The following is a 12,085-nucleotide window of genomic DNA, read 5'->3' as shown; positions in this document are numbered from 1 at the left end:
GGATATGGTCGGTGAGGGCAGGTGCTTCGGTTTCTGGCGATGGGAAGGCGGCGGCATTGTGGCCTTATGCCACGCTGTGCATTGTGATCCTGTTCTGGTCCGGTAACTTTATCGTCGGGCGGGCGGTGAACGGAGTGATTCCGCCATTTACGCTGGCATTCGTGCGCTGGACCGGAGCATTGCTGGCGGTGCTGCCATTTGCCTGGAGGCATCTGGTTGCGGACAAAGCCATTCTGATCGAGCGCTGGAGAACGGTTCTGGCCTTGGGAATAACAGGCGTGGCAGCGTTCAACGCCTTTGTTTATTCAGGGCTTCGCTTCACGACAGCTAGCAATGGGCTGTTGCTGCAGGCAGCGATCCCGGCACTTGTGCTGGTATTCAATCGTTTGTTTTTTCGCGATCGGGCGTCTTTGCTGCAAATCATCGGTGTTGCTTTGTCGATGCTGGGCGTGGTTGTCATCGTATTGCGCGGTCATTTGGCAGAGCTTGCCCATCTACAGCTTAACTTCGGGGACTTCCTGATTTTGTGCGGCGTAGTGTGCTGGGCGCTTTATACTGCGTTTCTGCGACTGCGGCCCGATTGCCATCCGCTGAGCTTTTTAGTGGTGACGTTTGCCATCGGAGCAATTGCCATGCTCCCGTTTGCTGCATTCGAGATGCGCGCGGGGGCGACGATTCCGCTGCGTGCCGATGTCATAGGGGCGTTTGTCTATGTGGCCATATTCCCCTCGCTGGTCGCTTATGTGCTCTACAATGCCGCGGTGGCGAAGCTGGGGGCGGCTCCGGCAGGTCAGATGATCACGCTGATGCCACTATTCGGTGCCTTGCTGGCTGCGGCGTTGCTGGGCGAGGCGCTGCACAGTTATCATATAACCGGCATGTTACTGATATTCGGAGGTATTATAACATCTGCGGTGGGTGTTCGCCGGGTCGTGGCTAGGTAAATGGCTATCGTCGATGCGGTCCAGCCTTGCCCGCTTCATTCAGTTACGACGTACTGGCCCAGTCAGCGACGGGGTTTCTTTGCGGCGGTATCGACCGGAGGGGTATCTGCGGTTTCTCTGCCGGGGCGAATGCCTGCTGCGTACATTGCCTTGTCGAGCATGTTGAGCGCCAGTAGTAAATCCCCGATCGCATCATCCGAAATCAGCAATTCTAGCGTATGGCGGACACTTACCGGGTCATCTTCCTGAAGTCCGCACAACAGGCTTACGATGATCGCTTCGTGTTCGGACACGTGGTTGCACTGAAGCCCGCAAAACTCGAAGTTCTGCAATCCATGACGATTTAACAGCGCCATCATCCCAAGGAACGGTTGCAGCCCGCTCAACATATTCCATTTGGCAAAGGCAGGGGCGATGCCGTGCGCGGGGCAGCGCCGTTCGCCCACGGCCTTCACCCAGCTTCGCGCGGCCCAGACAATAAAGCGCCCGCCATTGTCGAGATCGGTGACGGGACGGTCGATGAAATCATACATAGCGGGCGCTTTCCTCGGTGGTTTGCAGATCAGAGCTGGCGGGTATTGTAGGCGATCAGCTTGCGGGCTTTGGCGATTGCTTTCGCCGTGGTGGTCGTCTTGTTTTGAATGTCGTTTGCCAGCTGCATCAGTTCTGCACTGATGACAGTGCCGGTGTCGGCCTGTTCCTTGATGCCAATGCCACCTTTCTTTTGGGCGACATCGTCCCATTCAGCACGGACAGCGGCCCAGTAATCGCGGGTTGCAGCCCAGTAATCGTCGGCTGCCTGGACGTTGTAGCCGTCGAATTTCGTGTAGGTGTTGAGGACGTATTCCTGCACGATCGGCACCAGCTTGCCGTCTTTGGAACCCATCTTGGTGTTGTCCTGCCAGTGGATCCACCCGTCAGGCGTGTTCTGGTGACGGTTGATTGCCAGATACCGATCATAGACGGGATGGCGCACGGCATCGCGGCGAGCGAGTGGACGCCAGGTCCAGTTTGATCGCCAGCGACGGATACCGCCCTGCGTTTCGAACTGGCCCCATCCGCCGTATCGCGGGCTATCATCGACTTGCCAGACGGTTTGCGACCAGCGACCGGTTCGCATCTTTTCTGGCACGTCTTCCCATTTCCAGGTGTCGGTATCGGCATAGACGAGCACGCGTGCCGGTTCGTATTCCCAATCCTGCCGCCAGTGTTTGATGACCATATCCTGACCGTCGTGCTTCACGACGAGGATGTGCTGGAGCACGATCTTGCGACCGGTATCTTCGATCACACGAACGACTTCGTGCCCGCCGGAGGTCTTCTTGTCGATCGGGGTGTAGGCGGGATCCCAGCGAGTCGATTCCTGCATATCGAAGCGAACCTTATAATTGCCCGCCATCGCCAGAATATCGGCCCGGTCCTGATCGAAGTGCGCTGCTGCCTGCTTCGCATCGATTGGTGGGTGAGCCAGTGCCGGACACGATGTGCAGGCCAGTGCTAGCAAGCTGGCGCCCAGAATTGTCTTCAGATTGATCATAGTCGTTCCCCTGTTGTGTTTCAGAAGCGATACGTGAGCGATGCGCTCGCATTGCGACCTGGCTGGGTGTAGGCATCGGTCACGGTTGAAGTGGACGCGAGGCCGCGCACATCGCTCCACCACGCATATTTTTCGTCGAAGATATTGAAGACACCCACACGCAGGGTCAGCCCGTCCCACAGCCGGGCATTCGCCGTGGCATCGAGTATGGTGAAGGCGCCGGGGCGATAGCATTCGGGTGTGCAGAGTCCGGTGGTCCGATCCAGTTCCTTGCGCGCGCTGTGTGTCGCAATAAGCTGCCCGCCAAAGCGCCCCTGCGGATCGCGGTAGCCCAGCCCGACGACCAGTTTGAGTGGATCGATCGATGAAAGCGGCGTGGTTGCGCCGCCGGGGCGCGTCACATCGCCGGTCGCGTAAGACAGGGAGAGCCGACCGTTAAGGCCATTGTCCGCGCGCCCTTCCAGGCGAGCTTCTGCCCCTTTCACCTGCACGTGATCCAGATTGATAAACTGGTACACAGCGGGGTCGCTGGGGGTGAAGCTGCCACTGACAACTTCCTGACTGATGAAATCGCGATAACGCGATGTGAAGCCGGTGATGTCCAGACTAACATGGCTGCCGGTAAAGCGCAGACCGCCTTCGAAGCTCTCGCTGCGTTCGGGGCCAAGGTCGGGGTTTGGCTGCGATGTGTAGCCATAGGCCAGATTTTCGAAGAACTGGTTGACCTGTGTCGGTTCCGGGGCCTTGAACCCGGTGGCGTAGTTGGCGAACAGCCGAACGCCATCGTCGATTTTCAGCACAGCACCCAATTTGGGCGACAGGCGCGAGCCATCCTGCTCTTTGCCGACAAAACTTGAGAGCAATGCGTCGTCACGCGGTGACAGGTCGTACCAGTCGAACCGAATGGCGGGATACAGCGTCAGAGGCCCGACAGCGATCTCGTCGCCTGCGAACAGTCCGGCGCGGGTGAAGTCGGTGGTCGGGAAGGCGCGCGTCGGAAATACTTCACCATAGGGAGGCTCTACCCCGTCGCGCACTCCGCGTTGCCGGGTCTTGCTGATATCGCCTCCGAAAACGAGCCGATGACTTGCCGGACCGGTGACGAAGTCGGAGCGTGCGTCTGCGGAGAATCCATAGACCCGGTTTTCGAATGTGTTGAGCCGTTCACGATCGGCAGCCGGTGTACGGTCTTCGTCGGTAAACTGGCGATCTTCGGCATCCTGCCAATATACCGCTGCCCGTGCGAAGTTGATCGCGCCTTCGCCTTCCCAGCTCCAGTCGAGGCCGACCCGGCGCCGCTTGCCGGTATCGACTGCCTGCAACAGATCGACTGTGGAACTGAGGCCGACCAGACCATCGGTGAACAGGTGCGTATCGAGAGATTCCGCCGTCAGGCGCAGCTTGTGGCCGTTGGCGGGATCATAGACGATCCGGCCGAGCACAGCATTGGAGCGCCCATCTTGCGGGTTCGGTTCGGTGCGGCTGCTCCCGGTGCCGCCGACAGTGCCCATGTTATCCAGTTCGTTGTAATCGCGCCGGGTATAGGCGACCATGCCCGACCAGTCGCCGCTGCGCGCTGCGAGAATAGCGGTTTCGCTGAATTCGTTGTCTGCACTGGAATAAGCGCCCCGAACCAGTCCACCAACTGAGTTGCCGTTCCTGATGAAGTCGGTGGGGTCTGCTGTGATAAAGCTGACGGCCCCTGCCAGACCGTCGCTGCCATAAAGCGCCGACGACGGGCCGCGCAGGATTTCGACCGATTTGATCAGGCCGAGATCGACATAGTCGCCGCGCCCGACGCTTTGTGCGCCAAAGGAGAAACCATCGGGCACCCGCACCCCATCGACTTGAATCAATACACGATTTCCGCCGATGCCGCGTATGTTGAAGCCGTCGTTACCAGCCCGCCCGGTGGAGCCGAATGCGGCGCCAAATCGTGCCGGCTGGCGTTGGACGCTGACGCCAGGTTCGAAACGGACAAGGTCTTTGATGTCCGTCACCATTTCGTCCGCCATCTGCTCGTCGGTGGTGACCGATACCGTGAGCGGAAGATTTTCGATCTCGACCGGTGTGCGTGTCGCCGTGACGACAATCTGGTTCATGCGGCTGAGCCAGAAATAGCCGTCGTTATCCTGTGCCTGTGCAGGTGTGGTGAGCATCGCGAACGCGAGGGCCAATGAGGCACAAGCGGGGCGCGCATAACGGTGGACGCCTCCCTCTGACGACTTCGTCAGGAAAGAACAGCGGCTTGGCCGGACACTTTTATCTGATGCAGGGAACTTCATTCCCACCCCTTTTTGATAATGAGATTGATTAGCAATAGCCATCTACTCGCATCGGTATCGCCGTCCGTCAACCCGCAGGCTGCGATGGCTGGGGAATATCGAAGGGGGAGGCGCGGAGGATGGCGAACTGAAGGCTTTATCTTCGCCGCGGTGAAAGCCGATGTGATGGGGCGCACGGCTGCTCGCGAAATGCGTTTCGCGTTCGGAGCAGTGCGGCATTCGTCGGGCGCAGGGGCGCTCAGCTGGCGCCGTGAACCACGCTCAGCCTCGCTAAGCGAATCAGGTGGGATAGGGCGATTTCGGGAATTGCGGCTTCAGGTGCCGCAGAACGTTACATATTTGCCGAATTCGGGTGGTGCGGGCTGGGCGTAGTCGTTCAGGTCCGGGCGTTCTGCGTATGGATTGCGGACAGCATCCAACAGCCGTTCGAAAGGTGCAAGATCGCTATCCTCTTCCGCTGCGTCGAGCGCGTGTTCCACCATGTGATTGCGGGGAATATATAGCGGGTTCACTGCATTCATCGCAGCCCGCCGATCCGCTGCGGAAAGCGGATCGCGATCGATCCGGGTCAACCATTCGGCCAGCCAGGGATCGGCAGCCTGAGGATCGGAAAACAGGCGGCTGACAACCGCCGCTCCTTCATCGGGGACGCGCGCGAGTTGACGGAAGAACAGCGTGAAATCGACGTTTTGCCCTTCCATCGCTTTGAACAGGCGACTGGCGAGATCGACATCGCCCTCTTCCACGCTGGATAGCCCCAGTTTGGCGCGCATTCCGTCCAGCCAGGCGGCGATGTATCGTTCGGGGAAAGTGCCGATCAGTGCGTTGACCTTGTCGACAGCATCCGGGTCTTCGTCCACCAGAACAGGCAGCATTGCGCGTGCCAGTTGCGCCATGTTCCAGCGTGCGATGAAGGGCTGGTTTCCGAATGCATAGCGGCCCTGTCGGTCTATCGAACTGAATACCGCATCGGGGGCATAGCTATCGATGAAAGCGCAAGGGCCATAATCGATGGTTTCGCCACTGATGGCGACGTTATCGGTGTTCATCACGCCATGGACGAAACCCAGATTGGTCCATTTTGCGACCAACGCGACCTGGGCGTCCATAATTGCTTCGAACAGCGCGAAATACCGATGATCTGCATTTGCCGCTGCGGGATAATGTCGTTCGATGGTGTAGTCGGCAAGTTGCCGAACGTGGTCGGGGCCGAAATGCGTGGCAAAAAACTGAAAGGTGCCGATGCGGATATGGCTTGCTGCCACTCTGGCCAGCACGGCTCCCGGATGGGTCCGTTCGCGCTGCACTTTCTCGCCTGTTGCCACAACGGATAGAGCGCGTGTGGTAGGCACCCCGAGTGCGGCCATCGCTTCGGATACGAGATATTCGCGCAGTGCCGGGCCGATAGCGCTGCGACCATCGCCATTGCGGGAAAACGGGGTGCGCCCCGATCCCTTCAACTGCAGATCGAAACGCGCGCCATCGGGGGCGATCAGTTCACCCAGCAACAAAGCGCGCCCATCGCCCAGTTGCGGATTGAAATGGCCGAATTGATGCCCGGCATAGGCCAGCGCAATCGGCTCGGCCCCTTGGGGAAGGGCACTCCCGCCGAGTATCTGCGCCAGCGCACTATCGTTGAGGCCTTCGTTCGAGAGGCCGAGGCGATCCGACAACTCGGAATTATACTGCAATAACTTCGGCGCTGCTGCCGGATCGATCTGCCACGGAGCGTAAAACCCATCCAGATCGCGGGCATAACTGTTGTCGAAATGCCAACCGGTATGCAGGCCAGTATGGGACGACACGATCAGGTGCCGACCTTTTCAAGCGACAACGCATTGATGCAGAATCGCAGGCCGCTGGGTGGAGGGCCATCGGGGAAGACATGGCCAAGATGGGCGTCGCATACATTGCACAGCGCCTCTATGCGAATCATCCCGTGGCTGTTGTCGCCGTGATAGGCGACCGCAGTCTCATCGAGCGGCTCAGTAAAGCTGGGCCAGCCGGTTCCACTTTCGAACTTGGTGGCGGAATCGAACAGCTCTGTCCCGCAACAGGCGCATGCATAGCGGCCCGGCTGAAACAGGCTGCACATATCGTTGCTGAACGGCCGCTCGGTGCCTTTCTGCCGGGTGACGTAGAACTGCTCTTCGCTCAACTGGTCACGCCATTCGGCTTCGGTTTTGTTTACCCGTCGTGGCGGAGTTGGATTGCCACCGGCGGCGCGGGTAACGACATCTTCCCAGTTGAGCATGAAAATCTCCGATTAAGCGGGGCAGCGGGGAACAGGTAGTGCCGCCCAACGCGGATTCAACGCTTGGCGCTGCTCTCGGTCATCGCTTCGACCCGGTCGGTTGGTGGTTATGCGACTTTTGCGTCGGTGTTGTGGAACTGGTGCATCGGGTGCACCGGATATTCCCGTTTACTTTTCAATTCGACTGTCATCGCATCGTCATTCCGCTATCGCAGGCGGGCATCGAACCTGCCAGAAATGGAATTGTATGACTCACATGCCGATCAACCGCCGACACTTTCTTGCCGCGACGGGCAGCGCATTTGCTGCGCTTGCCGCCAGTGGATGTTCGACTCGCCTTGCCAGCACGCCCCTCGGCGCGGCGGCCGGCTATGGCCCGTTGGTGGCCGATCCGGCGGGCTTCATCGATTTGCCGCGCGGGTTTTCCTATCGCGTGATTTCTCAGCTTGGCGACAAGATGAGCGATGGCTTCACTGTTCCCGATGCAGCGGACGGCATGGGATGCTTCGATCTGGGCGGTGGCAAGATTGCACTGGTCCGCAATCACGAACTGAAACCGCGTCAGGATGGTGGCGGTGTTGCTGGTCCGGCTTACGATACTGTGGCGCGCAGCCTTGTCCCGCTGCCGGGTGGGACGACTACTCTGGTGCTGGATGCCGCGACGCTGACGGTGGAGAGGCAATATCGCTCGCTGGCAGGCACGATCCGCAATTGCGCCGGTGGCGTCACCCCGTGGGGCACATGGCTGAGTTGCGAAGAAAATGTCGACCGGGCCAATGGCAAGATAAACCGCGATCACGGATATGTGTTCGAAGTGCCTGCTAATGGAGCCGGGCTGGTCGATCCCGTTCCGTTGAAGGCAATGGGGCGTTTCAATCACGAAGCGGCCTGCGTCGATCCGGCAACCGGCATCGTGTACCAGACCGAAGATCGCAAGGATGGGCTGCTGTATCGCTTCATCCCCGACGTGCCCGGACAACTGGCCAAAGGCGGCAAGTTGCAGGCGCTGGTCCTGCGCGAAGGCATTGCCGATACGCGCAACTGGGATGGCATGACGGTGGAGCCGGGTAGCTGGAATCCGGTGGACTGGGTCGATCTCGACGATGTCGAAGCGCCAAACGATGACTTGCGACAGCGCGGCGCTGCGGCCGGGGCTGCGTTATTCGCCCGTGGCGAAGGCATTCATATGGGCGATGGCGAACTCTATTTTGCCTGTACCAGCGGGGGTGCTGCGACTTTGGGGCAGATATTCCGCCTTGTCCCGGGAAGGGCGGGAGCACCTGATCGACTGCAACTGTTCTTCGAGTCCCACAGCAAGGATGAATTCAATTACGGGGATAATCTGACGGTTGCCCCATTTGGCGATCTGGTGGTGTGCGAGGACCAGTACACAGATACAGTCGAAAACCATTTGCGTGGGATCACACCGCAAGGTGTCGCTTATCCTCTGGCATTGCTGCGCGAGCAGACCGAATGGGCGGGCGCGTGCTTCTCTCCAGATGGCAAGACATTGTTTGTGAACGCTTACAGCCCGGCAAAGACAATCGCGATAACCGGCCCCTGGCGCGGCTGAGAGGGCGAATTTGTCCACTTTGCTGTTCGCTTTCGTTGCCGTGCTGGTCGTCTCGACCGGTGGACGTGACTGGCAACTGGCGGCACGGCTTTCGCAGCGGCTCGGCAACACGACCGCGTTGATAGTGGCAGGAGTTGCCGCGTCTGTCGTGTCGGCGGCGGCAATGGCTTTTTCCGGCTCGTTGATCGCCAACCTGATGCCCGGACCGGCGCAGACGATGCTGGTTGCTATTGCGCTGTTGGTTGCGGCTGCGGAGCTGGCGTGGCCACGCAAAGAACGTTTGCCGCAGGAACCAACGCGTTCTTTCCTCCCGATCCTGATCGTGCTGATTGCACGGCAGGTTGGCGATGCGGCGCGATTTCTGGTTTTTGCATTTGCCGCCAGTGGATCGGTCGTAGTGGCCGGGGTGGGCGGTGCGCTGGGCGGGATGGCCGCGGTCGCTATGGCAATATTGGCAGGCGCCGATATCGAGGCACGCTTGCCATTACGCGCGGTACGCATTGTTATTGCTGTAATCTTGCTGATCGGTGCCATCGTGATCGGACTGCGAGTGCGCGGGATTATCGATTAGTTCGATAATTGGTATCGATTGAATTCAATGAACCGATCAGCGGTTTGTGCGTATATAGTGTGTAATCCAGTTGGACGAAGGAGACCACTCAATGCCCAAAACAGGCGACAACTCGCATAAAGCTTTGATCGAAGCGCTGAATGGTGCGCTCGCAGATCATCTTGCGCTTTATCTTAAAACCAAGAACTTCCACTGGCATGTATCGGGGCCGCGTTTCCGCAACCTGCACTTGTTGTTCGATGAACAGGCCGCCGAATTGTTTGGCAACGTCGATCTGATTGCTGAACGTGTGCGTAAGCAGGGCGGCAAGACCCTGACTTCGATCGCATCGGTCGGTCAGGCAACCCGGATCTCGGATCAGGACGATGCCGGACTTTCAGCTGATGCGATGGTCAAGGAATTGCGCGACGATAACGTCAAACTTCTCGAACGCTTGAAAGAAGTGAAGGAAACGAGCGATCAGGCGGACGATTATGCCACCAATGGCATGGTCGATGAGTGGATCGATCAGGCTGAACAGCGGGTCTGGTTCCTGACCGAGACGCTGCAATAACCACGTCGCGAAAACGTATCCACAATGCCCGCCCGGCCTGTGCCGCGGCGGGCTTTGTGATATGTGAGCAGGATGGAAAACTTGCAAGTTATCGAAAACGCCGCCGATGAGGAAATCGCTGCATGGATTGAAGCGCGCCTGATCGCTGCCCTGGCGGAAGGGGACGGCCCGGTCGAAATCGCGGTGCCGGGCGGTTCGACTCCGTTTCCCATTCTGGAAAAACTGGTGATGGCCCCCCTTGATTGGAGCCGGATTGTCGTTTGGCCGGGGGATGACCGGATTGTGCCCGAAGATCATACGGCATCGAATACCGGTCGCATCCGCGCTCTGTTCGAACCGGTGGGGGCGGAAGTGGTTACGCTCACTACGATGGAGCAGGTGCCACACTTCGCCTTGGTGTGGCTCGGTATGGGGGCGGATGGGCATATTGCATCTCTGTTTCCAAACACCGATCCGCAAGTGAACGATGGCGAACCGATCCGCCGCCTGACACCCGACCCGCTTCCACCCGAAGCGCCCTTCGACCGGATTACGCTGACTATTCCTTCGTTGTTGAATAGCGAGGCGATGATGTTCGTGATCCGTGGTGCGGATAAGCGCGCGGTATTCGATGCGGCGGTTGCTGGGGAAAGCGATCTGCCGATTGCTCGCCTGCTGGGCGCGGCGACACAGCCGGTTACGTGCTTCACCTGATCGAACGATTGCTGCCGCGTGGGCTCCACCGGCTTGCTCTGCGGGTCGCGCACCGGGTGCGCCATCGCTATCGCCTGCTGTTCCGTCCTGCGATTGCCGGAGTGAGCGTGTTTGTCGGTGACGGAACGGGGGGCTTGCTGCTGGTGCGGCATAGCTACGGTTCAGGTGCATGGTCGCTGCCCGGAGGCGGTATGTCGCATGACGAAGATCCGCTCGATGCCGCCCGGCGGGAAATGGCGGAAGAGCTTGGCATCGATCTGGCGGACATGCGACTGATCGAAAAGCTGGAAGAGACGATTTCCGGTGCTCCGCATACCGCTTATCTCGTGGCGGCACAGGCGGTGGGAGAGCTTCGCCCTGACGGGCGTGAAGTGATTGAAGCGCGGTTTTTCGGGAGCGGTGAATGGCCCGAACCGATATCGCCATTGGCACGCAAGCGGATCGCCGTATGGGAAGATGATGTACGCTGAAACGGAGTGATGTCGTCACTACGTCAGAAGGCGAGCCTGTCACTATAGCAGAGACAATTGTGCTTCATCCGATGGCGGCTGTTCGTCTCCCTCTTTTTCCAGATTACTGAGGGTCAGGCCCATCAATCGGATTGGCAGAGGCAAAGGCAGAGCTTCGTCCAGCAAACTCCGTGCGATTGCACTAAAGGTATCCTTATCGCTCACAGCCTGCGCGACAGAGCGCGAGCGGGAGGTATTCTGGAAATCGGTGTACTTCATCTTCAGGGTTACGGTGCGGCCGCGTGCCTCTGCCCTTTCGATGCTGTCCCACACGATATCGATGATATCTTCCAGTGTGTTGCGAAGCGCCGCACCGCTGGAGATATCTTCGGCAAAGGTCCGCTCTCCGCCCACCGATTTGCGGATGCGGTTGGCCCGGACGGGGCGCAGGTCGATCCCCCGCGCAGCCCGAAACAGGTATTCGGCAAAGCTGCCAAAATGCTGGCGGAGAAAAGCGATATCCTTCCCCGCAAGGTCCGCGCCGGTGGCGATGCCCAGCTTTGCCATCTTCTCGGCACTTTTCGGCCCGACGCCGTGAAACCGGCGCACCGGTAAACCGGCGACGAACGCCGCGCCTTCGCCCGGACGGATCACACAGATACCGTCGGGCTTGTTCTGATCGCTGGCGATCTTGGCGAGGAATTTGTTGTAACTGACCCCGGCGCTGGCGGTCAGCCCGGTGTCGGCGCGGATGCGGCGGCGGATGTCTTCCGCAATCAAAGTGCCGCTGCCAATCCCCTTCAGGTCGGCGGTTACATCGAGATAAGCTTCGTCCAGACTGAGTGGTTCGACATGCGGGGTGTAATCGCGGAAGATGGCCCGGATTTGCTGGGACACCGCGCGATAGACATCGAACCGATGTTTGCAGAAAATCAGATCGGGGCACAGCCGCTTGGCCGTGACCGATGGCATCGCACTGCGGACCCCGAACTTGCGGGCTTCGTAACTGGCCGCAGCGACCACTCCGCGCCCGGATGAGCCGCCCACGGCCACCGGTTTGCCGCGCAGCGATGGATCGTCGCGCTGTTCGACGCTGGCGAAGAACGCATCCATATCGACATGGATGATTTTGCGTAGCCCGCCGCTGTCGTCGCGGTCGTCTCCATCATCGTCGTCGGTGGCGGTGCTCATGCCGGTAATCTACGCGTTTGTGCCGAGCTAAGGAA

The 12,085-nt window shown here is 59.3% G+C and carries 12 protein-coding genes; 6 read left to right on the top strand and 6 right to left on the bottom strand.

The features are described from left to right. Window positions 1–11: 11 nt before the first annotated feature. Window positions 12–944 (top strand): DMT family transporter, encoded by a 933-nt coding sequence (locus CV013_RS01025; protein ID WP_223805359.1) that lies wholly within the window; start codon window positions 12–14, stop codon window positions 942–944. Between the two features lie 62 nt (window positions 945–1,006). Here CV013_RS01025 and CV013_RS01020 read toward each other — a convergent pair whose 3' ends face one another. The 5 genes from CV013_RS01020 to msrB form a co-directional block, all read right to left on the bottom strand. Continuing rightward, window positions 1,007–1,477, bottom strand: coding sequence for a hypothetical protein (locus tag CV013_RS01020; RefSeq protein ID WP_102153407.1), 471 nt, complete (start codon window positions 1,475–1,477; stop codon window positions 1,007–1,009). Between the two features lie 29 nt (window positions 1,478–1,506). Beyond that, window positions 1,507–2,481, bottom strand: coding sequence for a DUF6607 family protein (locus CV013_RS01015; protein WP_102153406.1), 975 nt, complete (start codon window positions 2,479–2,481; stop codon window positions 1,507–1,509). A gap of 20 nt (window positions 2,482–2,501) precedes the next feature. Beyond that, window positions 2,502–4,640 (bottom strand): TonB-dependent hemoglobin/transferrin/lactoferrin family receptor, encoded by a 2,139-nt coding sequence (locus CV013_RS01010; protein WP_102153405.1) that lies wholly within the window; start codon window positions 4,638–4,640, stop codon window positions 2,502–2,504. A gap of 440 nt (window positions 4,641–5,080) precedes the next feature. After that, window positions 5,081–6,571: a protein adenylyltransferase SelO gene (locus CV013_RS01005; RefSeq protein ID WP_223805360.1), complete on the bottom strand. Its 1,491-nt coding sequence runs from the start codon at window positions 6,569–6,571 to the stop codon at window positions 5,081–5,083. Between the two features lie 2 nt (window positions 6,572–6,573). Beyond that, window positions 6,574–7,020 carry a peptide-methionine (R)-S-oxide reductase MsrB gene (gene msrB / locus CV013_RS01000; protein ID WP_102153404.1) on the bottom strand — a complete coding sequence of 149 codons (447 nt, stop codon included), beginning with the start codon at window positions 7,018–7,020 and terminating at the stop codon, window positions 6,574–6,576. A gap of 247 nt (window positions 7,021–7,267) precedes the next feature. Between msrB and CV013_RS00995 the strand changes: the two genes are divergently transcribed. The 5 genes from CV013_RS00995 (at window position 7,268) to CV013_RS00975 (ending at window position 10,880) form a co-directional block, all read left to right on the top strand. After that, window positions 7,268–8,593 carry an alkaline phosphatase PhoX gene (locus CV013_RS00995; protein WP_102153403.1) on the top strand — a complete coding sequence of 442 codons (1,326 nt, stop codon included), beginning with the start codon at window positions 7,268–7,270 and terminating at the stop codon, window positions 8,591–8,593. Between the two features lie 10 nt (window positions 8,594–8,603). Next, a complete protein-coding gene (locus CV013_RS00990; protein WP_102153402.1) occupies window positions 8,604–9,164 on the top strand; it encodes a hypothetical protein in 561 nt (186 codons plus the stop codon). A 91-nt stretch (window positions 9,165–9,255) separates the two neighbouring features. Continuing rightward, window positions 9,256–9,717, top strand: coding sequence for a Dps family protein (locus CV013_RS00985; protein ID WP_102153401.1), 462 nt, complete (start codon window positions 9,256–9,258; stop codon window positions 9,715–9,717). Between the two features lie 72 nt (window positions 9,718–9,789). Further along, window positions 9,790–10,410, top strand: coding sequence for a 6-phosphogluconolactonase (locus tag CV013_RS00980; protein ID WP_102153400.1), 621 nt, complete (start codon window positions 9,790–9,792; stop codon window positions 10,408–10,410). Continuing rightward, window positions 10,398–10,880 carry an NUDIX domain-containing protein gene (locus CV013_RS00975; RefSeq protein ID WP_223805361.1) on the top strand — a complete coding sequence of 161 codons (483 nt, stop codon included), beginning with the start codon at window positions 10,398–10,400 and terminating at the stop codon, window positions 10,878–10,880. Before CV013_RS00980 ends, CV013_RS00975 begins: the two co-directional genes overlap by 13 nt. 42 nt (window positions 10,881–10,922) lie before the next feature. On the opposite strand, the gene dinB is transcribed toward CV013_RS00975, so the two are convergent. Continuing rightward, window positions 10,923–12,050 (bottom strand): DNA polymerase IV, encoded by a 1,128-nt coding sequence (gene dinB, locus CV013_RS00970; RefSeq protein WP_102153399.1) that lies wholly within the window; start codon window positions 12,048–12,050, stop codon window positions 10,923–10,925. Between the last annotated feature and the right edge of the window lie 35 nt (window positions 12,051–12,085).

Source organism: Tsuneonella flava (assembly GCF_002870965.1).
In the GTDB taxonomy this organism is placed as follows: domain Bacteria; phylum Pseudomonadota; class Alphaproteobacteria; order Sphingomonadales; family Sphingomonadaceae; genus Tsuneonella; species Tsuneonella flava.
Note: the sequence above shows the minus strand (reverse complement) of the source record. Positions and strands in the feature narration are given on the sequence as shown.

What these genes read in the sequence shown, in the direction of transcription:
- CV013_RS01020 (WP_102153407.1), bottom strand. Translation starts at nt 1,477, where the DNA reads ATGTATGATTTCATCGACCGTCCCGTCACCGATCTCGACAATGGCGGG.
- CV013_RS01015 (WP_102153406.1), bottom strand. Translation starts at nt 2,481, where the DNA reads ATGATCAATCTGAAGACAATTCTGGGCGCCAGCTTGCTAGCACTGGCC.
- CV013_RS01010 (WP_102153405.1), bottom strand. Translation starts at nt 4,640, where the DNA reads ATGCTCACCACACCTGCACAGGCACAGGATAACGACGGCTATTTCTGG.
- msrB (WP_102153404.1), bottom strand. Translation starts at nt 7,020, where the DNA reads ATGCTCAACTGGGAAGATGTCGTTACCCGCGCCGCCGGTGGCAATCCA.
- CV013_RS00995 (WP_102153403.1), top strand. Translation starts at nt 7,268, where the DNA reads ATGACTCACATGCCGATCAACCGCCGACACTTTCTTGCCGCGACGGGC.
- CV013_RS00985 (WP_102153401.1), top strand. Translation starts at nt 9,256, where the DNA reads ATGCCCAAAACAGGCGACAACTCGCATAAAGCTTTGATCGAAGCGCTG.
- CV013_RS00980 (WP_102153400.1), top strand. Translation starts at nt 9,790, where the DNA reads ATGGAAAACTTGCAAGTTATCGAAAACGCCGCCGATGAGGAAATCGCT.
- dinB (WP_102153399.1), bottom strand. Translation starts at nt 12,050, where the DNA reads ATGAGCACCGCCACCGACGACGATGATGGAGACGACCGCGACGACAGC.